This is a genomic window from Brucella oryzae, assembly GCF_041929965.1.
GTDB lineage: Bacteria > Pseudomonadota > Alphaproteobacteria > Rhizobiales > Rhizobiaceae > Brucella > Brucella oryzae.
Genome location: NZ_JBHEEO010000004.1, coordinates 31,457 through 56,001, shown reverse-complemented (window position 1 = coordinate 56,001; position 24,545 = coordinate 31,457). Strand labels below are relative to the sequence as shown.

The window sequence follows — 24,545 nt, the reverse complement described above, 5'->3', positions numbered from 1 at the left end:
CATAATCCGACCGGAGTAAAACGAGGATCGATAAGATTATGCTTGAAATAGAAAAAGTTAGAGCGTCGATCTGATCCAGTCAGATCGACGCTCTAATGCAGCTATTCGGCGGCCTGTCTTGTCTTTGCGGGCAGGGCCATCATCGCCATATCGATGATCTTTTGTACAGCGGCGCGTGAATTGCCGTCGCGGGCTTCAAAAGAAATACTCTGCTGGATCATGTGATAAAATTCGGTCATCTGCGCAATATCGGCGTCGGCGGGCAGATCGCCTGCCGCTACCGCTTGCTGTAAGCGCTTGGAAAGCCGGTCATGATTTGCGTGGCGGATAGTCTGGAGAAATTCCTTTACAGGCACATTTTCCGGTTTGCACTGGATCGAGCTTACACTGATCATGCAACCGCCCGCCGGGCAGGCGAAAGCACTGTCCGCGCCCAGTTCCAGCCAGCGGCGCATGCCATCCTGAATGGTGGTCGCATTCTCCAGTGCATCGAAAGGAACAGCGCCAATGGTGCGGCGATAATAGTCGACGGCTTCACGAAACGCCTGCTCCTTATTGCCGAAGGCGGCATAGAAGCTTGGCGGCGTAATGCCAATGGCGGTCGTGAAGTCGTTGATCTGGGCGCATTCATAGCCTTTGGCCCAGAAAACCTTCATCACCTTGTCCAGCGCTGCGTCGCGGTCGAAGCTGCGCGGGCGTCCGCGTGGAACCATTTTTCTCCCTTTCTGTAATCATCCTTATATAATTCTCTTGACCCTTTCGGGCAAGGCGATATTAATTATGTAGTCTATACTATATAATTAGGATTCGTCCCATGAACGATACGTGCGAATCCGCCCTTGCGGCGGAAGAGGTTTCTGCGTCTTCGCAAAAGGCGCGCGCGATCCCGCTGGTTGTCTATTGCCTCAGCTTGGGCGTGTTCGCGCTCACGACTTCCGAACTCATGATCTCGGGCATGCTGCCGTCGCTTCAGGTGGCATTCGACCGTTCCATCGCCGATATCGGCAATCTGATCTCGCTCTATGCGCTAGGCATGATGATCGGAGGACCGCTGGTTACGATCCTGTTTCTGGCGTTGAAGATCGAGAACAAGCGGGGGCTTTTGATTCTGCTTGTATTTTATGCGGTGGCGCAAAGCGTGGCAGCGTCCACCAGCAGCTTCCAAATTCTGCTGATCGCCCGTGTTCTAACCGGTATGGCGGCGGCAACGAGCTTCGGGCTGATGCTTGCCATTACGGCACAGCTTGTCGGACCGGAACTGCGCGGGCGCGCTTCCTCGCTCGTCTTCGCAGGCCTCATGCTTTGCACCGTCTTCGGCGTACCCATCGCAACGGCAATCACCAATGCGTTCGGCTGGCGGGCGAGCTTCTGGGCCATTGTTGTTCTGATCCTCGTCTGTGCGCTTGTCATTGCAATTAAGATCGAATCTTCGCCTGATGCGCCGCAGACCGATCTGCGTTCTGAACTGAAGGAAATGCGCAAGCCAAAACTCTGGGCCGCCTACGCCACAAGCGCGCTGGTCATCGGTTCGTCCTTCGCTGTCTACAGCTATCTGTCGCCGATTACGGTGCAGCTTGCCGGTTTCTCTGCGATGCAGGTGCCATTGCTGCTTGCCATCTATGGCGGCGCCAATATCGTCGGCAATTATGTCACGGGTCGCTTTGCCGACCGTCACACGATCCCGACGATCGCCATCGGTCTGATCCTGATGCTGTCGGCCATGCTGATTTTTGCGCTTTTCGCCGAACTGAAACCGGCTGCAATCCTTGCCATCGTGATGATCGGTCTGACGGGCATTGCGCTTAATCCGGCCTTTATTGCGCGGGTGATGCGGATCGCACATCCAGGTGCGCTGGTGAACGCGATGCACGCATCGGTCATCAATATCGGTCTCGGGCTTGGGCCCTGGGTTGGCGGACAGGCAATGGAGGCCGGGTATGGCCTGCATGCACCTCTATGGGTCGGCTTTGTCATGACGCTGGCCGGGCTTCTGACGCTTGCACCGCCAGCCTTGCGCAGGATGTAATAAAAAGGGAGCCTGTCGGGCTCCCTTCAGGCTGCTGACAAACCTCCGGCAGGGTCAAAATGACCTCAGATTCACGGAACGTCCCAGATTCAGAACGTGAACAAATCGGAATCAAAACCCCTCGTTTTTGACTGCTTCCAAAAATCGAGGGGTTTGTAATCAATCTGAAGGGAGCCTGTCGGGCTCCCTTTTTATTTGGAGCATTTATCAAAGACCGGTCAGCGCAAGTTGCTGTTCGTTGTAACGCTTGCCTGCGATCAGGTCGGGCGCGGATACCTCATCCAGACGCTGCAGATCCTGCTCCGTCAGCACGATGTCCACGGCTTTCACATTGTCTTCCAGATGATGGATCTTGCGGACGCCGGGGATCGGCACGATGAAGTCGCCCCGGCTCAGTACCCATGCCAGCGCCAGCTGTGCGGGCGTGACCTGCTTTTCCTGCGCGATCTCGACGATACGATCCACCTGCCGGTTGTTGGCTTCCAGATTGCCCGGCTGGAAACGCGGCAGGGTCTTGCGGAAGTCGTCTTCGGCAAGGTCTGACTGTGAGCGCAATGTGCCGGTCAGCATGCCGCGCCCGAGCGGGCTATAGGGTACGAAACCGATACCAAGTTCACGGCAGACTGGCAGCACATTGTCTTCCGGATCGCGTGCCCATAGCGAATATTCGCTTTGCAGCGCGGCGATGGGATGGACCGCATGCGCGCGGCGCAAGGTGGTGCTACCCGCTTCCGACAGACCGATGGCGCGTATCTTTCCCTCATCGACCAGGTCTTTCAAGGTGCCGACCACATCTTCGATCGGCACCGATGGATCGACGCGGTGCTGATAGAACAGATCAATCACATCGATGCCAAGCCGTTTCAGGGATGCTTCGGCTACGTCGCGAATATGTTCAGGACGGCTATCGACACCCTTCATCTGGCCGTCTTCGATCTTGAAGCCGAACTTCGTTGCAATCGTCACCCGGTCACGGAACGGCTTGAGCGCCTTGCCGACGAGTTTCTCGTTCTCGAACGGGCCATAGACCTCTGCGGTATCGAAAAACGTCACGCCAAGATCGACGGCGCGATGCAGCGTGCGGATCGCATCCTGTTCATCCTGTCCACCATAAGCATAGGTCATTCCCATGCAGCCGAAACCAAGGGCAGAAACGCTCAATTGCTGGCCGAGCTTGCGCTGTTGCATTGTAGTTCCTTTCGAATGACTGATTGAAAGTACGGAAAATTGTGCGGAAAGATCGGGAGGAGATTCCTGCTGGATACGCCTTCGCCGTGGCTGCATTCCAGCCGAAGGCCATGTCGCAAACATTAAAACGGGGCGGTAAGTTCGATAATACCGATTTATTTTCACGGCTTGTTCTGTAATTTATAACAATGAATCGAAGCCAACTGTCACAGCTTGCCGTTCTCGCCGCCGTTGCAGCGCATGGAAGTTTCCGTGGCGCGGCGCGGGAATTGGCGATCGCACCCTCAGCCGTCAGCCACGCAGTGGCAACGCTGGAGGACAGTCTGGGCGTGCGTCTCCTTGCCCGCACAACGCGTAGCGTCGCGCCGACAGAGGCCGGACGGCAATTGCTGGAAAGGCTGGCGCCGGCGCTTGAAGAGATCAATGCGGCTCTGGGCGCCGCTATCGATTCACGGGATCGCCCGTCGGGGGTACTGCGAATCACGGCCCCCTACGCGGCGGCTCAACTGGTCATCGCTCCGCGTCTGGGAGAATTCGCCAGAGCGTATCCCGACATTACACTCGATCTGCGGGTGGAAAATGGCTTCACCGATATCGTTGCAGCAGGTTTTGATGCAGGCGTGCGTCTTGGCGAAAGCCTCGAAGCGGATATGATCGCAGCGCGGCTCACCGGGCATGTTCGTGCGGCAATCGTGGCGGCGCCAGCTTATTTCGAGAACCGCTCGGCTCCAATCGAGCCACAAGATCTTATGCATCATGCTTGTATCCGCCATCGTTTTCCGAGCGGGCGAACCTATCGCTGGGAGTTTGAAAAGGCGGGCGAAGAGCAGGAAATCGCCATTGAAGGACCTCTGATCGTCAATGACGACAGGGTTATTCTGGAAGCCGCGCTGAACGGCACCGGGCTTGCCTATCTGTTCGAAGACTATGTTCACGATGCCTTGGCGGAAAGGCGGCTGGTCCGGGTTCTGGAAGACTGGTGCCAGCCTTTTGCGGGGCTTTATCTCTATTATCCAAGCCGTCGCCAGATGCGCCCCGCGCTGCGCGCATTCATCGATTTCTATCGTCACGCATCGGGACAAGGTCAGTGAAGGGGATGACGGATCACTTGCGCCATGCCGGTCTGCCGCCCACTGAACAGCGGAATATCTTTGCACAGATGATCCTGGAAAGCCCGCCGCTGACAGATGCTCTGCATCGATTGCACGAATTGGCCGGAAAAGTATTCGAATTCTGGCTCGTCTCCGGTGCGCTCTATAACACCATCTGGAACCAACTGACGGAGCGGCCGGTTCTGCATGGGATCAAGGATCTCGACATCATCTATTTCGATGGCAGCGATCTTTCCTGGGAAGCCGAGGATGCGGTTATCACTCGCGGGGCTGACGTCTTCCGCGACTTTCCGCTTCCAGTGGAGATACGCAATCAGGCGCGAGTGCATTTGTGGTTTGAAGAGCGCTTCGGACAGCCCTATGCACCGCTTCGTTCTGCAACCGAATCGATAGAACGCTATTCGACGATTGCCCATTGCGTGGGCGCGCGGCTGGCAAAAGACGGCGAGGCGGCAGTGGGTGGGTTGCTCATCCATGCCCCTTTCGGCCTTGATGATATTTTTTCATTTCGCATTCGGCCCAATCGTGCCATCGATAACCGCGAAACACATGAGATCAAGGCAGCCCGCGCGCTGAAATTCTGGCCCGAACTGGCCGTTCAGGGCTGGGATATACCGGATTGAGTTCTTTATAAACGAGGGAATAGCATGTTTCGTTGGGGTATCCTTTCAACTGCCAAGATCGGCGTCACGCAGGTAATTCCAGCGCTTTGCGCGTCCGAGAATGGCGTCGTTCATGCCATTGCAAGCCGCGATCAGTCACGTGCGCGCGCCGTTGCCGACCGTTTTGGCGCGCCGCTGGCATTCGGTTCCTATGAGGAGCTTCTGGCAAGTGATGCTGTCGACGGCGTCTATATACCGTTACCGACCTCACAGCACATCGAATGGAGCCTCAAGGCGGCAGAAGCGGGCAAGCACGTCCTATGCGAAAAGCCAATCGCGCTGAAGGCAGACGATATCGACCAACTCATCGTCGCACGTGACAGGCACAAGGTCACTATCGCTGAAGCCTTCATGGTTTATTATCATCCGCAGTGGATCAAGCTGCAGGAACTTCTTGCCGAAGACGTTATCGGCAAGCTGCGTCATGTGCAGGGCGCTTTCTCCTATTTCAATGTCGACCCGGGGAATATGCGTAACCAGCCGGAACTGGGCGGCGGTGCTTTGCCGGATATCGGCGTCTATCCGACCGTGGTAACACGCATGGTCACCGGTCAGGAGCCGGTATCGGTTCAGGCTTCGGTGGAATATGATCCGGTCTTCGGTACCGACCGTTATGCCAATGTTTCGGCCCGCTTCGAGGGATTTGACCTGACCTTCTATGTCGCGACGCAGCTTGCCGGACGCCAGACGATGATCTTCCATGGCGACAAGGGCTTCATCGAAGTCTATGCGCCGTTCAACACCGGCAAATATGGTCATGGCAGCATCGCGCTTTTCGATGCCGGTCATATGAAGGCGACGGAATGGTCGTTCGGTGATGCCAATCATTATCAGCTTCAGGCCGAAAGCTTTGTGCGCGCTGCACGCGGCGACAGGGATGCACGGCTTTTCTCGCTTGAAAACTCGAAGGCGAACCAGAAATTCATCGATGCGATCTACCGAGCGGCAAAAGACGGCGGATCGGCTATGGTATGATGGTCCGCGTATATTATTTCATACGTCGAGAGAACCCTGTCAGCGTTTCCGGGTGCGGAATCTGCGCCAGCTTGGCTGTTGTGACTTGCAGTAAAAAACCGCGTTTCTTATATACGCCTCGCACAGGGCATTGATGCGTGTCTGGAAACCGGTCCGGTATCTGGACAATCATCGTGAAAAGAGCATTGTGAAACCGATAGGAACCGCCCATGGAACGCTCGGTAGAGGTCTTGGCGGTTTGCTGAATGGAGAGAAATATGGCTAAAGTTATTGGTATCGATCTGGGAACGACCAACTCCTGCGTATCCGTCATGGACGGCAAAAGCGCGAAGGTCATCGAAAATGCCGAAGGTGCGCGTACGACCCCTTCGATCGTTGCATTCACCGACAGTGACGAACGTCTCATCGGCCAGCCTGCAAAGCGTCAGGCCGTCACCAATCCGGAAGGTACCATTTTTGCGGTCAAGCGCCTGATCGGCCGCCGCTTTGACGATCCGATGGTTACCAAGGACAAGGACCTGGTGCCGTACCAGATCGTCAAGGGCGATAATGGCGATGCCTGGGTTGAAGTCCACGGCAAGAAATATTCACCGTCGCAGGTCTCTGCGATGATCCTTCAGAAGATGAAGGAAACCGCTGAGTCTTACCTCGGCGAAACGGTCACGCAGGCGGTCATCACCGTTCCGGCCTACTTCAACGACGCTCAGCGCCAGGCAACCAAGGATGCCGGCAAGATCGCCGGTCTTGAAGTGCTGCGTATCATCAACGAGCCGACTGCTGCTGCACTCGCTTACGGTCTGGATAAGAACGATGGCAAGACCATCGCTGTTTACGACCTTGGTGGCGGTACCTTCGACGTGTCGATCCTCGAAATCGGCGATGGCGTCTTCGAAGTGAAGTCGACCAACGGCGACACCTTCCTCGGCGGTGAAGACTTTGACATGCGTCTGGTCGAATACCTCGTCTCCGAGTTCAAGAAGGAAAGCGGCATCGACCTCAAGAACGACAAGCTCGCTCTGCAGCGCCTCAAGGAAGCTGCCGAAAAGGCCAAGATCGAACTGTCGTCCTCGCAGCAGACCGAAGTCAACCTGCCGTTCATCACGGCCGACCAGACCGGTCCGAAGCACCTTGCCATCAAGCTGTCGCGCGCCAAGTTCGAAAGCCTGGTCGACGATCTCGTCCAGCGCACTATCGAGCCTTGCAAGGCAGCGCTGAAGGATGCCGGTCTCAAGGCTGGCGAAATCGACGAAGTGATTCTGGTCGGCGGCATGACCCGCATGCCGAAGATTCAGGAAGTCGTGAAGGCGTTCTTCGGCAAGGAACCGCACAAGGGTGTCAATCCTGATGAAGTCGTCGCCATGGGCGCGGCAATTCAGGCCGGCGTTCTGCAGGGCGACGTCAAGGACGTTCTGCTGCTCGACGTGACCCCGCTTTCGCTGGGTATCGAAACGTTGGGCGGCGTGTTCACCCGTCTGATCGAACGCAACACCACGATCCCGACCAAGAAGTCGCAGACCTTCTCCACCGCCGAAGACAACCAGTCGGCTGTGACGATCCGCGTCTTCCAGGGCGAGCGTGAAATGGCTGCTGACAATAAGATGCTCGGCCAGTTCGACCTTGTCGGCATTCCGCCTGCACCGCGTGGCGTGCCGCAGATCGAAGTGACCTTCGATATCGACGCCAACGGTATCGTCAACGTGACAGCCAAGGACAAGGGTACCGGCAAGGAACACCAGATCCGCATTCAGGCATCCGGTGGTCTGAGCGATGCCGACATCGAAAAGATGGTCAAGGACGCGGAGGCGAATGCCGAAGCCGACAAGAAGCGTCGCGATGCCGTTGAAGCCAAGAATCAGGGCGAAAGCCTCGTTCATTCGACCGAAAAGTCGCTGGGCGAATATGGTGACAAGGTTTCGGCTGACGACAAGAAGGCCATTGAGGATGCGCTTGCAAGTCTCAAGACCGCGCTTGAAGGCGACGATGCCGAGGACATCAAGGCCAAGACGCAGGCACTTGCAGAAGCGTCCATGAAGCTTGGTCAGGCCATGTACGAAGCCGCTCAGGCTGCTGAAACCGGTGCTGCCGGCGCTGGTGAAGAAGAGGCTGCTGCTTCGAACGATGATGTTGTCGATGCCGATTATGAAGAAATCGACGACGACAAGAAGAAGTCGTAATTCCAGACTCAATACGCTCAAGCCCGGGGCTCTGCCCCGGGCTTTTGCCAATTTTTGAGATGTTTACATTCGCAGGTTTTGTATAAGCCTGCACGTTGGCCGGTGTCGGTTCAAACCGGGAAATCAGCCTCTGTTTGAAAAATCGCTCTGGCCTGCATACATCTTGAAAAGCATGAGACGGTTTCGGGCAAATTGGGTATTGATGCTGAAACCCGGAGTGCCGCTCTGACGCATGGGTCGGAAGGCGCTTCGATAGATGAACAATTGGAAACGCTGGCCCCGACAAGTGTTGAACGCTTTGGGGCGTGTCGCACGAATCTGGGGACCGGTTTCGGGATACGATGTCCGTGAAAGCAAAAGGCGCGTTCCTGTCGCCGGGATAACGAACTGATGAAGATCGACTACTACGAAGCTCTGGGTGTTGAAAGAACAGCAGACGACAAGACGCTGAAGACAGCCTTTCGTAAACTTGCCATGGAATATCATCCGGATCGCAATCCGGATAATCCGGAAGCTGAACGCAAGTTCAAGGAAATCGGTGAAGCTTACGAAACGCTGAAGGACCCGCAGAAGCGGGCCGCTTATGACCGGTTCGGCCATGCAGCCTTTGAAAATGGCGGTATGGGCGGCGGCTTCGGTAACGGTTTTGGCGGCGCTGGCGGTTTTGCCGATATTTTCGAAGACATTTTTGGCGAGATGATGGGCGGCGGTCGCCGTCGTTCCAATGGCGGTCGCGAACGCGGCGCCGATCTGCGCTACAATATGGAAGTGACGCTGGAAGAAGCCTATGCGGGTAAGACCGCGCAGATTCGCGTTCCGACCTCTATCACCTGCGACGAGTGCTCCGGCTCCGGCGCCAAGGCGGGTTCTCAGCCCACCACCTGTACCATGTGCTCCGGCTCGGGCCGCGTGCGCGCTGCCCAGGGCTTTTTCTCGGTGGAGCGCACCTGCCCGACCTGTAACGGTCGTGGTCAGATCATCAAGGACCCTTGCGGCAAGTGCCATGGTCAGGGCCGCGTCACGCAGGAACGTTCGCTGTCGGTCAATATTCCGGCAGGCATCGAGGATGGCACTCGCATCCGTCTTGCCGGTGAAGGCGAAGCCGGTATGCGCGGCGGCCCGGCAGGCGATCTCTACATCTTCCTTTCGGTCAAGCCGCACGAATTTTTCCAGCGGGACGGCTCCGATCTCTATTGCAAGGTGCCGATCTCGATGACCACGGCGGCGTTGGGCGGCCAGTTCGAAGTTTCGACGCTCGATGGCACGCAGACTCGGGTCAAGGTTCCGGACGGCACGCAGAATGGCAAGCAGTTCCGCCTCAAGGGCAAGGGCATGCCGGTTCTGCGTCAGGCTGCAGTAGGTGATCTCTATATCCAGATCGACATTGAGACGCCGCAGAACTTGTCCAAACGCCAGCGTGAACTGCTGGAAGAGTTCGAAAAACTTTCCTCACAGGAGAATAGCCCGAAATCAGCCGGGTTCTTCTCGCGGATGAAGGAATTCTTCGAGGGAATAGGTGAGTAAAAAAGGGGAGCCAAAGGGCTCCCCAGACTGCTGACAAACCTCCGGCAGGGTCAAAATGACCTCAGATTCACGGAACGTCCCAGATTCAGAACGTGAACAAATCGGAATCAAAACCCCTCGTTTTTGACTGCTTCCAAAAATCGAGGGGTTTGTAATCAATCTGGGGAGCCAAAGGGCTCCCTTTTTTGTTCTTTTCTTTATTCCCGCCTTGCTTAGGGAATTCAAAGCGGCATAAACTTGTCCAATAACGACAAATGGGAGCAGCGAGAATGGCAGGACAGCTCGGCAGGAAACTGGCCGCTAAGTTCGATGAGGAGATCCGTTTTTTCAAGGGATGGATAGACGGGCCGAAGGCGGTCGGCGCCATTTTGCCGACGAGTTCCATTACAGCGCGACGCATGGCAAGCGTGATCGATACGGGCTCCGGCCTTCCGGTTCTGGAACTTGGACCGGGCACAGGTGTCATTACCAAGGCGATCCTGAAACAGGGCGTAAAACCTTCCGACCTCTATTCCATCGAATATTCGCACGATTTCGTGGATCACCTGAACACGATCTTCCCGGAGGTCAATATCATTCAGGGCGATGCATTCGACCTCGACAGCGCACTGGGTGAGAGGAAGGACCAGAAATTCGATTGCATCATTTCTGCCGTTCCCATGCTCAATTTCCCGATGGACAAGCGCATTCAGCTCGTGGAGAGCCTGCTTTCGCGCATTCCACGCGGACGGCCTTTGATGCAGATCACTTATGGTCCTATGCCGCCGGTTCCCGCCGGTCGCGGCAACTATACCGTCCAGCACTATGATTTCGTGGTGCGCAATGTGCCGCCGGCGCAGCTTTGGGTTTATCGCAGCCCTTTAGTCTAGTTTTGCACGAGGCTTTTCATGACTGCACGTATTCTCGTCTTCGCGGGCTCGGTTCGCATTGGCGCATTTTCCGGCCATATGGCGGACGCCGCCGAAAAGGAATTGCGGGCGCAGGGTGCTGAGGTCACGCGCATCACGCTTGCTGACTATCCGCTGCCGATCATGGACCAGAATCTGGAGAATGAGCATGGCGTTCCGGAGAACGCCATGAAGCTCGGACGCCTGTTCGCGGAACAGGACGGGCTGATGATCTGCTCGCCGGAGTATAATGCCTCGATCCCACCGCTTCTGAAAAACACCATCGATTGGGTCAGCCGCATTTCAAGGGATGGGGACAAACCATTCAGGCCCTACGCAGGTTTGACGGTCGGCCTCTGTTCCAGTTCCGACGGGATGTTCGCCGGTATGCGTGGACTTTATCATTTGCGTGCCGTGTTGATGAATGTCGGCGTGCAGATCGTGACCGAGCAATGTTCGGTCGGTCATGCATCGGTGGCCTTCAATGATGATGGCACGCTGAAAGAAGAACGCAGCGCCAGAATGCTTTCGGCTGTCTGCCGCAGCCTCATCGCACGGGTGGAAGAAGCAAAAAGCTGATTCCGTCTCTTTCGTAACGGGTCCTGTTGTGCGAAGAGAGTAAAAATCACCACGGAGACTCTCATGACGACGACAGATTTGCGCGATCAACTGATCGTGGGCCTTGACGTGCCGACTATTACTGAGGCGCAGAAGGTCGTCGAAGAGCTGGGCGACGCCGTTTCCTTCTACAAGATCGGCTATCAGCTGGTTTTTGCGGGCGGTCTCGACTTCGCGAAAAGCCTCGTGGCAGCGAAGAAAAAAGTCTTCCTGGACATGAAGCTACTCGATATCGACAACACCATTGCGAAGGGTGTCGAGAATGTCGCGAAGATGGGGGTCTCCATGCTCACCCTGCATGCCTATCCGAAAGCGATGCGGGCAGCGGTGGAAGCTGCCAAGGGTTCGGACCTCTGCCTTCTGGGTGTGACGGTTCTGACCTCGATGGATAATGCCGATCTGCGGGAAGCCGGTTATTCCGACGATGCGGAGACACTGGTGCTGAAACGCGCCCGTCAGGCGCGCGAGGCCGGTATGGGGGGCATCGTCGCCTCCGCTGTGGAAGCCGCTGCCATCCGTCAGGCGGTCGGAGCGGACATGGCCATCGTCACACCGGGCATTCGTCCCGCAGATTCGGAAAAAGGCGACCAGAAGCGGGTCATGACCCCTGCCGATGCCTTGAAGGCCGGAGCCAGCCACCTGGTCGTTGCGCGCCCGATTGTCGGTGCGGTCGACCGCAAAGCGGCAGCACTTGCCATTCTGGAGGAAATGCGCTCGGTTGCATGAAGAATTACTGGAGGAGAAAGTATGACGAAAGCCTACTGGATTGCCCGTGTGGATGTCCGTGATCCCGAGCGTTACAAGGATTATGTTTCGACAGCAAAACCGGCGTTTGAGCGTTATGGTGCAAATTTCATCGCACGGGGTGGCAAGGCTGACGCAGTCGAGGGGCAGGGTCGCGCCCGCAATGTGATCATCGAATTCGAGACCATGCAGCACGCGCTCGATTGCTACAATTCGCCCGAATATCAAGCCGCCAAGGCCATCCGCCAGACGGTGGCCGACGGCGAGATTATAATTGTGGAAGGTATTTGATCAAAAGGGCCCGCAGGGCCCTTTTCACTTCCTATTTTATAGTCGGACCGGCGGATCGTGCCGACCGGCAAGCGTCAGATCGAGCAGCAAAACCTTTCCGGCATGGGGATCGGATCGGCGCGCCTCTTCGTCAAGGCCTTCACTGGCGCTCGTCACGATCATCATCGTTGCATCCGGCCCGACGAATGCCGGGCAGGAAGGCTGACGGACCGGCAACGAAATTGAGCGGATCAGTCGGCCCTGCGGTGAATAGGCATTCAGCGAACTGCCACCCCAGCAGGCATTCCATAGCGTGCCCTCCGCATCGACAACCGACCCATCGACGCCGCCTTCTTCGGCCCGGTGATGGAAGACGCTTCTGTCCGATATCGGCAATCCGGTTTCCGGGTCCGTATCGACCCGCCAGATGATATTGCGATCCGTATCGGCGAAATAGGCGATCTTTCCGTCGGGAGAAAAGCAGATCGAATTGGTGATCGTGATGCCGGAGAATAGCTTCTTCACCTGGCCTTCGCGATACCACCAGATCGAGCCTGCATCGGTTTCGGCCTTTTTGCCCATTGTCCCGATCCAGAACGATCCTGAAGGATGCACACGCGCATCATTGGAGCGGGTAACTTCATTATCGGCCTCAAGGGGGTGATGAAGGGTCAGGTGCCCATTGGCACGCTCCCGGATGAACAGCCCATGTTCGCTAACGATCAACTGCCGGTCGCGGTCGATCACGGCGAGCGCGCTCGCCTTCATGCCGAGCGCATGGACATGTGTTTCGCCGCTTTCCCAGTTCTTCTCGATCAGTTTCTGGCCGAGAATGTCGAACCACCAGACATTTCCGCTTAACGGATCGTAGCCGGGGCCTTCGCCAAGTTGCGCTACATGATCAGCAAACAGAGTAGTTTTAACGACAGTCACTTTTTCCTCCCGAAACGGCCGAACCGATTACAATCAGCATAGACAACGGATGAAAGCTGATCCAGTTCAACTTCATGCACCGAGAACGCACAGCCGCTGTCCGCGCCGGATTGAGAGAAAGGACTATGTTGCCTGATCATTCCGTTTTAGATTTCCCGCAACTTCGAATCGCGAGGAAATCATGGCTCTCAAAGTCGCGGTCCAGATGGACCATATCAGCACGGTGAACATCACCGGCGATACTACATTCGCCCTTTCGCTCGAGGCGCAGAAACGCGGTCATGAGCTTTACCATTATACGCCGGACCGGCTTTCGATGCGTGACGGCGTCGTTTCCGCCCGCTTGGAAAAGATGGAAGTGCGCGACGTCACGGGCGATCACTATACGCTCGGCGAGCCGATCCGCCGCGACCTGTCGGAAATGGATGTGGTGCTTCTGCGTCAGGACCCGCCCTTCGACATGAACTACATCACCACCACCCATCTTCTTGAGCGGATACATCCGAAGACACTGGTGGTCAACGATCCGGCCTGGGTGCGCAACAGTCCCGAAAAAATCTTCGTGACCGAATTTCCTGACCTGATGCCGGAAACGCTCATCACCAAGGACCCGCAGGAAGTCATGGATTTTCGTCGCGAGTTCGGTGACATCATCTTGAAGCCGCTTTACGGCAATGGCGGCGCGGGCGTCTTCCATCTGGCCGATGGTGACCGCAACCTCACCTCGCTTCTGGAAATGTTCGGTCAGCTCTTCAAGGAGCCCTTCATTGCGCAGCGCTATCTGAAAGATGTGCGTGCTGGTGACAAACGCATCATCCTGATCGATGGCGAACCTGTTGGTGCAATCAACCGCGTGCCCTCGGAAACCGATGCCCGTTCCAACATGCATGTCGGTGGGCGCGCCGAACAGAGCAAGCTGACGCCGCGTGAACGCGAGATTTGCGAGCGCATCGGCCCGTCGCTGAAAGAGCGTGGTTTCATTCTGGTCGGCATCGATGTGATCGGTGACTATATGACAGAAATCAATGTCACCTCTCCGACTGGTATCCGCGAAATCCAGCGTTTCGACGGAACCGATATTGCGGCCCTTTTCTGGGATGCGGTCGAAGCCAAGCGTTAATTCGTTCCCTTAACGTTCTTGTATTTGCCGCTCGTCCGTGCTTAACTCTTCAAGTTGTATTTGAGTGCATACTCACTTAAGAGATGTAGTGCGTGGCGAGTGGGGGCATATGGTCGCGCGGGTTGGAACAGTTGCTTTTCAGGGCATAGAAGCTGTGCCTGTCGACGTGCAGGTGATGGTTGCACCGGGCAAGATGGGTATGTCCATCGTCGGACTGCCAGACAAAGCCGTCGCGGAAAGCCGTGAGCGGGTGCAGGCAGCATTGCACGCTTCTGGACTTTCCATGCCGACCAAGCGGGTGACGGTCAATCTGGCGCCTGCCGACCTGCCGAAAGAAGGATCGCATTACGATTTGCCCATTGCTGTTGGGCTTATGGCGGCATTGGGCGCTATTCCGGCTGACGCGATCCAATCCTATCTCGTTCTGGGTGAGCTCTCGCTCGACGGCTCGATAACGTCAGTAGCCGGTGTCCTGCCCGCTGCTATAGGCGCGAATCGGGACGAGAAAGGGCTCATATGCCCGCATTCTTGCGGGCCGGAGGCGGCCTGGGCTGGTGCTGACATCGATATCTTGGCTCCGCGCAGCCTCATCGCTCTTGCCAACCATTTTCGCGGTACGCAGGTCCTGACCCGACCGGAACCATCCATGCGGATTTCCGGGGAAACGGAACTCGATCTTGCAGATATAAAGGGGCAGGAAACCGCCAAGCGAGCGCTTGAGATTGCCGCTGCGGGCAATCATAATCTGCTGCTCGTCGGACCGCCGGGATCAGGCAAATCCATGCTCGCTCAGCGATTGCCATCGATTCTACCCCGCCTTTCCCCACGCGAATTGCTGGACGTATCTATGATTGCCTCAATTGCAGGCGAGCTTTCGGGCGGAAAATTGTCGGATCGCCGTCCGTTCCGCGCACCGCATCATTCGGCATCAATGGCAGCAATGGTCGGCGGTGGATTGCGTGCGCGACCGGGCGAAGTATCGCTTGCCCATAATGGTGTGCTCTTTCTGGACGAGTTTCCGGAATTCTCACCACAGGTGCTGGATTCTCTGCGCCAGCCGCTCGAAACCGGCGAATGTCTCATTGCGCGCGTCAATCATCGAACTACCTATCCGGCGCGCTTTCAGCTGATCGCGGCCATGAATCCCTGCCGTTGCGGCATGGCGGGTGAGCCGGGGCATGTCTGTGCTCGTGGCCCGCGCTGTCAGGCTGACTATCAGGCGCGTATTTCAGGCCCGCTTCTGGACCGTATCGATTTGCGGGTGGATATGCCTGCAGTCTCTGCCTTCGATCTCATCAAACCATCCCGGTCGGAAACGAGTGAGACGGTCGCGCAACGCGTCGCCCGCGCCCGCGCAACGCAGACCGCGCGCTATTCCGCACGCGGTCTGGAGTCGTCCATGACCAATGCCTATTGTTCGGCCAAGCTGATCGAAGAGGTGGCGGAACCGGATGCAAGTGGTCTCAAGCTTTTGCGCGATGCGAGCGAGCAAATGCGTTTTTCCGCCCGCGCCTATCATCGCATCCTGAAAGTCGCGCGTACACTAGCCGATCTGGATGGGAGCGACAAAGTCGGCCGTATCCATCTGGCCAGCGCCATATCTTATCGCATGGGCGCGGAAAGGTTGGTTTCGGCAGCATAAGCTATAGCAAAGCCGATCAGCGGGACGGGACGCTTATCGGTTTCCAGTGATGGAGGACAGCATCGTCTTCGCATGAGTAGCACCAGTAATGCCCCTGAAAGGGCTGGTCATACCGGCGGTTAATCAGAAGTCCGGCCAGATAACACAGGAGTACGGTCCCGGCACCGCCATGGCCGATGATAGCAATATCGCCAGAGGTTCCAAGCTGTTTGACTGCTTCGAAACCGCTTACGATGCGCTGTTGCACATCAATTGCCCGCTCCCAGCCGCGAATGCTCGTCTCGGGTGCTGAAAAGAACTGGTCGGCGATAATCTCGTGATGTTCGGCAGGCAGGAAGCCGGTGGCGCTTCGGTCGATCTCGTTAAAGCGACTGTCGGTCAACGGACTGATTCTTAAAACACCAGCCAGAATTTCAGCGGCTTCAATTGCCTTTGTTTCCGTGCTGGACCAGATTGATGTGATTGATCGCAACTCCGGCTGGCTGGCGAAGGAGCGCATTCGTTTAACACCATGTTCAGATAGGTTCCACGATGGAACAGGTTTTGCGGGATCGATCACGACTTCCGGATGTGAAATGAAATAGATTTTCGTCATGCGCGGCCCCCCATAGTCACGTCATTATAAACCACAGGGCGTGAAATGCGCCCTGTGGCCGATCTATCAGTTCATATCCCAAATGTTACAAAGCCATTTTCGTCGATGGACCATGCCGGGTTCCAGGCAATTTCCCAAGCGTGATCGTCGGGATCGGTGACATAGCCACGAAAGCCGCCATGGACCGGTGCATCGGCAGGCCGCAACAGTTTGCCGCCGGCTCCAACCAGCCGGTCCATTAGTGGCGCAACATCCGCTTTCAGTTCCACATTATGTGCAAGAGAAAATGCGCCAGGCTGCAGAAGGCCGCTGCGGTTCATGTCGGCTTCAAGAGAAGCTTTCAGGAAGGTTCCGAGAACGAAACCGTTCATTTGATAGAAGATGATTTCTTCATTCTCAAAAACCGGTACCCAGCCGAAGCCCTCGGCGTAAAAACGACGTGAGCGCTCAAGATCGGCAATACCAAGTGTAATGACGGAGATTTGCTGTTTCATAACCAAGACCTCTTGTTCTCCCATGCACCATTGCATCGGAGTGGAAGGTCAAGGGACTCGACGCATCTGCCGAAATGAAAGCAATCGCGAAGGCCAGGACCCGCTTTGCAACGGGGATCGGGCTAACCGCACCGACCTCTCCTTTTTAGACCCGGACTGAATAGCACATTCCGGGTCATTTTCAAAACCAAACGGAGAGGTCTCGATGTCAGCGTACGGAGCCTACGAGGAGATTGTCCGGGCCTTCGATGGTGACCCAGCGACCGGTATCGTTCGCAGCCTGACGTTTCAGATAGGTGTAATCCGTTTCATTCCAACGCATGACTTCGTCGGTCAGATTGTCGAGAACGAAGTCGCCGCGATCCGTGCGAACTGTGAGGACCGCATGACCTTCGCCGTCCGGCTTGCGAACGACGGTGATCAGAAGATCGGTGATCGGGATTCCAGCCTTCTGCAATTCGCGTTGCTTCAGCAGGACGTAGTCTTCACAGTCACCAACGGTTGTCGGGTAAGCCCAGTATTCCTCGACGCCGTAGATTTCCATGTCCGTCATCGGCTTGATGCTTTCATTGACAGCAAGATTGATCTCGACAATGCGCTGCCAGTTTGAGTGGGTCAACTGCAGCGCACGGGTATCGCGGCTGGTGATGCCGCATTCCTTGGCTTCGCGCTTGCAGAATTCATAATGTCCGATCGGCTGCGAGGTCAGCTTGCCGGTCTGCATGAAGTCGCCGGAAGCGGCTTCTGCACCAAAGCTTGCCATCAGCAGCGAAGCCGCGAAACCGGCGGCTGCCATAATTTTTGTGGTCGAGCGAACAACGCAAAACATACTCAACGCCCTTTGGCTCTCGCCATTTACTCATTTATTAACGAAACGTTAATGTCTGAAACAGTCCGGAGTCAATTCGGTTCGCCTCGAGATCGCCCGACTTCTTAATTAATGGTTAACGAGGGTATTTTGAAAAAATGCAATTAATAATTGAATTTATCGACCGTCTGACGCGGATCGGGCGATGAAAATCACTCATAATTTTGCCACGGTCCGGGCGCTTGTCTTTTGCCGCGAATATGCCAATTGTTGGTGTTCGACCGGATCGTAAGATCTCTTTGCAAAGGCCAAAAGATGACAGGCGCAACCACGCGCAAGGCCACGGCAGACGACATAGATGCGCTCCTGCGCATCGAAAAGCGCTGTTTCGAGACAGACCGAATTTCACGTCGTTCATTTCGCGCCCTCATTGCGCGACCAACCGCAGAAACCATCGTTGCAACAGTGGACGGGACCGTCATCGGCTATGCGATGATCCTGTTTCGTCAAGGCACCGCGCTTGCGCGACTTTACTCGATAGCCGTCGATCCGGAGGCCAAGATCAAGGGCGTCGGCTCACTTCTGCTGCAGGCGGTGGAAATGGCAGCTTACGACCACGACCGTCCGTTGCTGCGGCTGGAAGTGCGCGAGGACAACGAACGTGCCATTTCGCTGTATAAGCGGCAAGGTTACCGGCCCATCGGACGCTATCTCGATTACTACGCGGACCATTCGGATGCGCTGCGTTTTGAGAAGACGGTTCGCGGTGACATTTCGCCCGTCACAGCTTTTCCATATTACGAGCAGACGACCGATTTTACCTGCGGTGCGGCCTGCCTGATGATGGTTCTTGCCCGGCATAATCAAGAGACGCGGCTTGATCCCGTGCTGGAAGTCCGCCTTTGGCGCGATGCGACAACGATCTATATGATGTCAGGGCCGGGCGGATGTGAGCCGTTCGGGCTTGCAGTTGCTGCACACGAGCGCGGTCTCAAAGCGTCGATCATCGTATCCATTGAGGATATGCTTTTTCTGCAATCGGTGCGTTCGGAAGAAAAACGCAAGGTCATGCAACTGGCGCAGACCGATTTTCGCCAGCGCACGGAAGCCTATGCCATTCCGGTGGACTATCGTGGTTTCACGCTGCACGATATTCTGGCTGCCTTGCGTCGTGGGGCAGCGGTAATCGTGCTGGTCAGCGGTTACCATATGTTCGGCAAGAAAGTGCCGCATTGGGTGCTGGCCCATGGTGAAGATGGGCGGCACATTCTCATTCACGACCCCTGGGTGGAGGAAGAGCTCGGCGAAACCATTGCCGATGCTGCAAATGTCCCTGTTCCTTTCCATATTTTTGACCGCATCGCACGGTTCGGCAGTGATGGGCTCAGGGCCGCCGTTATTCTGGAAAAAAGGACGGACTGATGACGATCTGCGTCATTCTGGTGGGGCGCCTCTCGGATATCGACAATGGGGCGACGCCACACAAGGTCATGACCACGCGCGATTATCTCGCTCATCCCGCACTCTTCAACGGACAGCTGCGCCCGCGCATCATCAATCTGTCGCGCTCCTACGCCTATCAGAGCCGCGGATACTACGCTTCGCTTCTGGCCGAAGCGCGGGGCCATAGGATCATCCCATCCGTGGAAACCATGATCGACCTGTCGGAACGGCGGCTTTATGAAAATGCCATTCCCGAACTCGAAGACATGCTGAACAAGGCGCTCGGCAAGCATCCGGAAAAAGCGCTGGAAACGATCCATGTGCATTTCGGCCTTGCCGATAATCCCGAATTTGAACGGTTCGGACGGCTGCTCTTCGACTGGTTTCGCGCGCCGTCGCTGGAAGTCACGGTGAAGGCCGGTGAATGGGCGCGTATCCAGAAGATCGGCTTTGCGAATATCGCGAAGTTTTCCAAGGCTCAGAAGGAGCGCTTCGAGGAGGCACTTGACCGCTATACGCAGCGTGAGTGGCGCGCCGCACGCCCGAAGGTTCCGGCCCGTTATTCCTTCGCAACTCTGTGCGATCCGAAGGAGGCTATGCCGCCGTCTACCGTCTCGACGCTGAAGCATTGGGCAAGGATTGCGGCCCGGCTTGGGGTGGAAGTGGAGCCGATCGGCAAGCGCGATCTGCCACGGCTTGCCAATTATGATGCGCTGTTCATCCGCGAGACGACCTCAATCTCCAATCATACTTACCGGTTTGCCCGGCGGGCGCAACAGGAAAACATGCCGGTGATCGACGATCCGATTTCCATGATCCGCTGCACCAACAAGGTTTATCTGCACGAATTGATGCAGGCCAATGATGTGGCTGTTCCGTCGACAGTGATGATTGCTGGTGAGGAAGATCTGGAACGAGCTGCCGATATGCTGGGCTTTCCGATGGTCATTAAGATACCGGATTCGTCGTTTTCGCGCGGCGTGAAGAAGGTGAAGGATTTTGCCGAACTGAAAGCACTTGCCACTTTATGGCTGGAGGACAGCGATCTCCTTCTTGCGCAGAAATACATGCCGACGAAGTTTGATTGGCGGGTTGGCGTTCTGGACGGAAAGCCGCTTTTCATCTGCCAGTATATGATGGCCAAGAACCACTGGCAGATCGTCAAGCACGATACGGGCGGCAAGCCGCTGGAAGGCGGATTTCGGTCCTATGCGCTGGGCGACGCGCCGCCGGCGGTTCTGGAAACCGGGCTTCGCGCGGCGCGCTGCATCGGTGACGGACTTTATGGCGTCGATCTGAAGGAAACGGACGACGGCGTGGTGGTGATCGAAGTCAACGACAACCCCAATCTTGAACATGGGATCGAGGACGCCGCCGAAAAGGACGAGGTCTGGATCAAACTGACCCGCTGGTTCACAGATCGGCTGGACCGTAAATAAATCGACAGACGTGGGTCAGTAGGTCTACAGCCGCGTAAAGCACACCTTAGTGTGTCCTGCGCCGATAAAGCCGAGACGGCTTGCGGCACCTTTCGACAGGTCGAGGACGCGTCCCTTGATGAACGGGCCGCGATCATTGATGCGAACGACGAGCGACTTGCCGTTTCTTTGATTGGTAACCTTGACCTTGCTGCCAAGCGGCAGGGTGCGGTGCGCTGCGGTCAGGCCGGATGGGTTCATACGTTCACCCGAAGCCGTACGGGAAGTGAGGGCGTACCAGGAGGCACCGCCGCATTGCTGTGCTGAAGCCTCGATTGCGGTGGCCGCGAGAAGACCGGTTGCCGCAACGGCAAGCATAGCCATACGGGTCTTGAAAGTCATGCCAGTTCCACTAGTTGTTGACGGGGTGTCCCACAGTTGTCACTGAGAAAGACAATCGCGAACTGGAATCTAAATGTGGCGCTGGCGTGGTTCGAATAAGAACATTGTGCGATAATTGAATCTATATCGCATCGGGAAAATCATCCTATACTGAACGTTGTTTACTTAAAGGCATAAACATAACCAAGGAATATTATGATAGATTTGGTGTTGTTGCTGTAAAGCTGTTTACGATTCGTTAAGAATCTGCGGCAAGCCTTTGCTATGGCTTGTTTTCGCGTGCCGATTGAAAGAAAAGCTGCTTGCCGGGTTCCCGATTGGATGAGGGCAGTTTGCAATTTTTATTTGTAAGGCAAGTTTTCAGCTTCATCGGCAAAGTTGACGAAATAAGGCATTTCGGGGGCAAAATTGCAATTTTTGACTGTGTCTCACAATTCCTTACCGGCCTCAAAAACTTATCCACAGGGGCAGAAAGGCCGTGGGATGACGTTTCTTTGACCGCCGAGAGCCTGCACGGGGGCGCTGGAATCCTGCTATAAGCGTTCAGATCAGACGATGGAAAGCCATGCAGGATCACCCCGAAAAAGACAGAACCGAGACTGCCACCCCCGCACTTTCAGCGGGTAAGCGGATACTCTATCTTTGTTTCGGGTTCCTCATGCTGGGGCTTGGCATTATTGGTGCTTTCCTGCCGGTCATGCCGACCACGATCTTCATCATTTTTGCGGCGTGGTTCTTTGCACGGTCATCACCGAAGTTTGAGGCGCGTTTGCTTGCCGATCAGCGTTTCGGTCCACTCGTCATCAAATGGCGCGAGCGCGGAGCCATCCCGCCCCGCGCGAAGCTTTATGCCTGTATCGGCATGACGGTCGGCTATGGCTTGTTCTGGTGGGGGGCGAAGCCCGGCTGGCTGCTGGCAACAGCAGTAACGATCTTCATGCTCGGTTCCGCAGCTTACGTGCTTTCGCGTCCAAGCGAATAACAGCTTCAACCACGCCAGCGATCACGATAAGAGTGGGTAGCTAAAATGGGGAGCCGCCAATGTCCTTGCCTGCCGTCAATCCGCTGATCAATCTCCTTTCCGCACCGCCCATCCCGGCTGTCCAGGCCTGGGCGCGGGACTATGACGGGTCGCATGGAGCGCTTATCGACCTGTCGCAGGCAGTTCCCGGTTATCCTCCGCACCCCGATATGCTGCGCTTTCTGGGCGAGGCCGCGGGATCGGTGGCTTCCGCCGGTTACGGTCCGATTGAGGGTGAAAAGGTTTTGCGCGGGGCTTATGCAGCACATGTCGGCCAACTCTATCGCGCGCAGATCAATGCCTCCAACGTTCACATTACATCCGGTTGCAATCAGGCCTTTATCGCCGCCATCATGTGTGTGGCACAAAGTGGTGATACGGTGCTGACGACCGATCCGTTCTATTTCAACCATCGTTCATCGCTGGACATGCTCGGCATCGCTTCGGGTTCGGTGCCGTGTCATGCTCAGGATGGTTTCATCCCTAGCATCAAAGATGTCCGCGCTGCGCTTCGTCCGGGTATCGTGGCACTAGCGCTTGTTTCTCCAAACAACCCAACCGGGGCAATTTATCCGGCGGGACTGTTGTCGGAGATCTATGCTTTGTGCCGCGACAATGGGACATGGCTCATTCTGGACGAGACCTATCGCGATTTTCTGGCTGATGCCAACGAACCGCCGCACCGGCTTTTTGACGAGACGGACTGGCCGTCGCATCTGATCCAACTTTACAGCTTCTCAAAGTCGTTCTGCATTCCGGGACACCGGCTTGGTGCGATTGTCGCGGGACAGGCGATGGTCGAGAACGTCGCAAAAGTCATGGACAATCTACAGATATGCGCCAGCCGCGCGCCGCAGATTGCTGTCGCGCGCGCCATCGAACCTTTGACCGGCTGGCGTGACGACAATCGCGGTGAGATTGCAAGGCGCGCCTCCGCATTGCGGTCGGTCATGGCCAATATCGAAGGCTGGCATGTGGAAGCGGTCGGGGCCTATTTCGCGTTTGTCCGCCATCCTTATCCGGCTGTTTCATCGGTCGCGGTTGCCGAACGCCTTGCGAAGTCACTTGGCATCCTCACTTTGCCGGGCCGGTTCTTCGGTGAAGGACAGGACGCGTTTCTGCGCTTTGCCTTCGCCAATGTCGATGTTTCCGGGATTGAAGCTCTTGGTGCGCGTTTGCCGCATTTTTAGAACCCGAAATCTTTGCCGGTTCACGGATCGGCAAAACCCTACAAAATCACTGGCAAGCGGCTCTGATACAAACCTGTAACAATAGTGTCATATGAATGTAATATAGAGCGCGTAGAGGGCTAACGACGCCACATCGTCATATGTCTTTTACAACAGGAGCCGCAGCTCATGAACAAGATGATTTCCTCGACCGCAGCGCTTGCCATCGCCGCCGTTATGTCGGTTTCCGCCGCTCAGGCGCGCGATCAGATTCAGGTTGCCGGTTCCTCGACCGTTCTACCTTACGCAAAGATCGTCGCCGAGACCTTCGGTGAAACCTTCCCGAACTTCAAGACGCCGGTTGTTGAATCGGGCGGCTCGGGCGCAGGCATCAAGGAATTCTGCAAGGGCGTCGGTGAAAACACCATCGACATCGCCAATGCATCGCGCGCCATGAAGGACTCGGAACTGAAGTCGTGCATCGACGCTGGCGTCAAGGACGTTCAGGAAGTACGCTTCGGCTATGATGGCATCGTTTTCGCAACCGATGCCAAGGGTCCGGATTGGAAGCTGAAGCCTGAAGACGTCTACAAGGCTCTCGCAGCCAAGCTGGTCGTCGACGGCAAGCTGGTCGACAATCCGAACACCAAGTGGAATCAGGTCAATCCGAACCTTCCAGATTGGGACATTGCGGCCTACATTCCGGGTGAAAAGCACGGTACCCGTGAAGTTTTCGAAGAAAAGGTTCTTGCCGATGGCTGCAAGCACTCCGGCGCTTTGGATGAAATCAAGAAGACAGGTCTTGACGACAAGGCTGCCGCTTCGGCCTGTATCGCAGTGCGCAAGGACGGCAAGGCAGTTGACATCGACGGCGACTATGCCGAAACGCTGGCCCGCATCGACTCCAACAAGACCGGCGTTGGCGTTTTCGGCCTTTATTTCTACGAAAACAACGCTGACAAGCTGAAGGTTGCGACCGTCAACGACATCACCCCTTCGGCTGCTACCGTCGCTTCGGGCGAATATCCGGTGTCCCGTCCGCTGTTCTTCTATGTGAAGAAGGCCCACCTCGGCGTTATCCCGGGTCTGAAGGAATATGTTGAGTTCTTCCTGAACGACCAGATGATCGGTCCTGACGGCCCGCTCGCCGAATATGGTCTGGTTCCGGCTCCAGATGCCGAACGTGAAGCACAGCGCGCCGCCTTCTCCGAAGGCAAGACGATGGCTGCGAAGTAAGTTTTTATCTGTAGAACGCGGGGAAGACAAATCTCCGCGTTCTTCTCCTTGCTACAGCCTAAGACAGGCGCATCCGCGTGGAGC

At 56.2% G+C, this 24,545-nt stretch carries 25 protein-coding genes; 17 read left to right on the top strand and 8 right to left on the bottom strand.

The window, feature by feature from the left end; all coding sequences use genetic code 11:
* Positions 1 to 101 precede the first annotated feature (101 nt).
* Positions 102 to 713, bottom strand: coding sequence for a TetR/AcrR family transcriptional regulator (locus JNC70_RS05135; protein WP_104755165.1), 612 nt, complete (start codon positions 711 to 713; stop codon positions 102 to 104).
* Between the two features lie 101 nt (positions 714 to 814).
* Here JNC70_RS05135 and JNC70_RS05130 point away from each other — a divergent pair, with 101 nt between their 5' ends.
* Positions 815 to 2,026: an MFS transporter gene (locus JNC70_RS05130; protein WP_104755166.1), complete on the top strand. Its 1,212-nt coding sequence runs from the start codon at positions 815 to 817 to the stop codon at positions 2,024 to 2,026.
* Positions 2,027 to 2,233: 207 nt separating this feature from the next.
* Here JNC70_RS05130 and JNC70_RS05125 read toward each other — a convergent pair whose 3' ends face one another.
* Positions 2,234 to 3,214 carry an aldo/keto reductase gene (locus JNC70_RS05125; RefSeq protein WP_104755167.1) on the bottom strand — a complete coding sequence of 327 codons (981 nt, stop codon included), beginning with the start codon at positions 3,212 to 3,214 and terminating at the stop codon, positions 2,234 to 2,236.
* 188 nt (positions 3,215 to 3,402) lie between these two features.
* Between JNC70_RS05125 and JNC70_RS05120 the strand changes: the two genes are divergently transcribed.
* The 5 genes from JNC70_RS05120 (at position 3,403) to dnaJ (ending at position 9,661) form a co-directional block, all read left to right on the top strand.
* Positions 3,403 to 4,305, top strand: a complete 903-nt coding sequence (locus JNC70_RS05120) for a LysR family transcriptional regulator (RefSeq protein ID WP_104755168.1) — start codon at positions 3,403 to 3,405, stop codon at positions 4,303 to 4,305.
* Between the two features lie 5 nt (positions 4,306 to 4,310).
* Positions 4,311 to 4,949 carry a nucleotidyltransferase family protein gene (locus JNC70_RS05115; RefSeq protein ID WP_374788558.1) on the top strand — a complete coding sequence of 213 codons (639 nt, stop codon included), beginning with the start codon at positions 4,311 to 4,313 and terminating at the stop codon, positions 4,947 to 4,949.
* Positions 4,950 to 4,973: 24 nt separating this feature from the next.
* Positions 4,974 to 5,963: a Gfo/Idh/MocA family protein gene (locus JNC70_RS05110; RefSeq protein ID WP_104755170.1), complete on the top strand. Its 990-nt coding sequence runs from the start codon at positions 4,974 to 4,976 to the stop codon at positions 5,961 to 5,963.
* A gap of 257 nt (positions 5,964 to 6,220) precedes the next feature.
* Positions 6,221 to 8,137 carry a molecular chaperone DnaK gene (gene dnaK, locus JNC70_RS05105; protein WP_104755171.1) on the top strand — a complete coding sequence of 639 codons (1,917 nt, stop codon included), beginning with the start codon at positions 6,221 to 6,223 and terminating at the stop codon, positions 8,135 to 8,137.
* A gap of 390 nt (positions 8,138 to 8,527) precedes the next feature.
* The gene (dnaJ, locus tag JNC70_RS05100; RefSeq protein WP_167394039.1) at positions 8,528 to 9,661 is read left to right on the top strand and encodes a molecular chaperone DnaJ; all 1,134 of its coding nucleotides are present in this window, start codon (positions 8,528 to 8,530) and stop codon (positions 9,659 to 9,661) included.
* On the opposite strand, the gene JNC70_RS05095 is transcribed toward dnaJ, so the two are convergent.
* Positions 9,608 to 9,817 (bottom strand): hypothetical protein, encoded by a 210-nt coding sequence (locus JNC70_RS05095; RefSeq protein WP_346266374.1) that lies wholly within the window; start codon positions 9,815 to 9,817, stop codon positions 9,608 to 9,610. The genes dnaJ and JNC70_RS05095 overlap by 54 nt on opposite strands.
* A 113-nt stretch (positions 9,818 to 9,930) precedes the next feature.
* On the opposite strand from JNC70_RS05095, the gene pmtA reads away from it, so the two are divergent.
* The 4 genes from pmtA to JNC70_RS05075 all read left to right on the top strand — a co-directional run bounded on the left by pmtA (position 9,931) and on the right by JNC70_RS05075 (position 12,201).
* Positions 9,931 to 10,530 carry a phospholipid N-methyltransferase PmtA gene (gene pmtA, locus JNC70_RS05090; protein ID WP_104755173.1) on the top strand — a complete coding sequence of 200 codons (600 nt, stop codon included), beginning with the start codon at positions 9,931 to 9,933 and terminating at the stop codon, positions 10,528 to 10,530.
* Between the two features lie 18 nt (positions 10,531 to 10,548).
* The gene (locus JNC70_RS05085) at positions 10,549 to 11,127 is read left to right on the top strand and encodes an NADPH-dependent FMN reductase (protein ID WP_104755174.1); all 579 of its coding nucleotides are present in this window, start codon (positions 10,549 to 10,551) and stop codon (positions 11,125 to 11,127) included.
* A 63-nt stretch (positions 11,128 to 11,190) separates the two neighbouring features.
* Positions 11,191 to 11,892 carry an orotidine-5'-phosphate decarboxylase gene (pyrF, locus tag JNC70_RS05080; protein WP_104755175.1) on the top strand — a complete coding sequence of 234 codons (702 nt, stop codon included), beginning with the start codon at positions 11,191 to 11,193 and terminating at the stop codon, positions 11,890 to 11,892.
* 21 nt (positions 11,893 to 11,913) lie between these two features.
* A complete protein-coding gene (locus JNC70_RS05075) occupies positions 11,914 to 12,201 on the top strand; it encodes a DUF1330 domain-containing protein (RefSeq protein WP_104755176.1) in 288 nt (95 codons plus the stop codon).
* Between the two features lie 36 nt (positions 12,202 to 12,237).
* On the opposite strand, the gene JNC70_RS05070 is transcribed toward JNC70_RS05075, so the two are convergent.
* The gene (locus JNC70_RS05070; RefSeq protein ID WP_104755177.1) at positions 12,238 to 13,113 is read right to left on the bottom strand and encodes an SMP-30/gluconolactonase/LRE family protein; all 876 of its coding nucleotides are present in this window, start codon (positions 13,111 to 13,113) and stop codon (positions 12,238 to 12,240) included.
* A gap of 181 nt (positions 13,114 to 13,294) precedes the next feature.
* On the opposite strand from JNC70_RS05070, the gene gshB reads away from it, so the two are divergent.
* Together gshB and JNC70_RS05060 are read left to right on the top strand one after the other, a co-directional pair.
* Positions 13,295 to 14,233 (top strand): glutathione synthase, encoded by a 939-nt coding sequence (gene gshB / locus JNC70_RS05065; RefSeq protein WP_104755178.1) that lies wholly within the window; start codon positions 13,295 to 13,297, stop codon positions 14,231 to 14,233.
* A 109-nt stretch (positions 14,234 to 14,342) separates the two neighbouring features.
* Positions 14,343 to 15,875, top strand: coding sequence for a YifB family Mg chelatase-like AAA ATPase (locus tag JNC70_RS05060; protein ID WP_104755179.1), 1,533 nt, complete (start codon positions 14,343 to 14,345; stop codon positions 15,873 to 15,875).
* Positions 15,876 to 15,891: 16 nt separating this feature from the next.
* Here JNC70_RS05060 and JNC70_RS05055 read toward each other — a convergent pair whose 3' ends face one another.
* From JNC70_RS05055 to JNC70_RS05045, 3 genes are all read right to left on the bottom strand, one after another.
* Positions 15,892 to 16,470, bottom strand: a complete 579-nt coding sequence (locus tag JNC70_RS05055) for a histidine phosphatase family protein (RefSeq protein WP_104755180.1) — start codon at positions 16,468 to 16,470, stop codon at positions 15,892 to 15,894.
* Between the two features lie 71 nt (positions 16,471 to 16,541).
* A complete protein-coding gene (locus JNC70_RS05050; RefSeq protein WP_104755181.1) occupies positions 16,542 to 16,964 on the bottom strand; it encodes a VOC family protein in 423 nt (140 codons plus the stop codon).
* 208 nt (positions 16,965 to 17,172) lie between these two features.
* Positions 17,173 to 17,793 (bottom strand): transglutaminase-like cysteine peptidase, encoded by a 621-nt coding sequence (locus JNC70_RS05045; RefSeq protein ID WP_104755182.1) that lies wholly within the window; start codon positions 17,791 to 17,793, stop codon positions 17,173 to 17,175.
* Positions 17,794 to 18,087: 294 nt separating this feature from the next.
* On the opposite strand from JNC70_RS05045, the gene JNC70_RS05040 reads away from it, so the two are divergent.
* Together JNC70_RS05040 and JNC70_RS05035 are read left to right on the top strand one after the other, a co-directional pair.
* Complete coding sequence (locus JNC70_RS05040) at positions 18,088 to 19,194, top strand: GNAT family N-acetyltransferase/peptidase C39 family protein (protein ID WP_104755183.1); 1,107 nt, start codon at positions 18,088 to 18,090, stop codon at positions 19,192 to 19,194.
* On the top strand, positions 19,194 to 20,654 hold the full coding sequence (locus JNC70_RS05035; RefSeq protein ID WP_104755184.1) for a RimK family ATP-grasp domain-containing protein: 1,461 nt from the start codon (positions 19,194 to 19,196) through the stop codon (positions 20,652 to 20,654). Before JNC70_RS05040 ends, JNC70_RS05035 begins: the two co-directional genes overlap by 1 nt.
* 24 nt (positions 20,655 to 20,678) lie before the next feature.
* On the opposite strand, the gene JNC70_RS05030 is transcribed toward JNC70_RS05035, so the two are convergent.
* Positions 20,679 to 21,035: a septal ring lytic transglycosylase RlpA family protein gene (locus JNC70_RS05030; protein WP_104755185.1), complete on the bottom strand. Its 357-nt coding sequence runs from the start codon at positions 21,033 to 21,035 to the stop codon at positions 20,679 to 20,681.
* Between the two features lie 565 nt (positions 21,036 to 21,600).
* Here JNC70_RS05030 and JNC70_RS05025 point away from each other — a divergent pair.
* The 3 genes from JNC70_RS05025 (at position 21,601) to JNC70_RS05015 (ending at position 24,461) form a co-directional block, all read left to right on the top strand.
* Positions 21,601 to 22,017 (top strand): YbaN family protein, encoded by a 417-nt coding sequence (locus JNC70_RS05025; protein WP_104755186.1) that lies wholly within the window; start codon positions 21,601 to 21,603, stop codon positions 22,015 to 22,017.
* 65 nt (positions 22,018 to 22,082) lie between these two features.
* On the top strand, positions 22,083 to 23,246 hold the full coding sequence (locus JNC70_RS05020; protein WP_167394041.1) for an aminotransferase: 1,164 nt from the start codon (positions 22,083 to 22,085) through the stop codon (positions 23,244 to 23,246).
* A gap of 168 nt (positions 23,247 to 23,414) precedes the next feature.
* A complete protein-coding gene (locus tag JNC70_RS05015; RefSeq protein WP_104755188.1) occupies positions 23,415 to 24,461 on the top strand; it encodes a PstS family phosphate ABC transporter substrate-binding protein in 1,047 nt (348 codons plus the stop codon).
* Positions 24,462 to 24,545 lie beyond the last annotated feature (84 nt).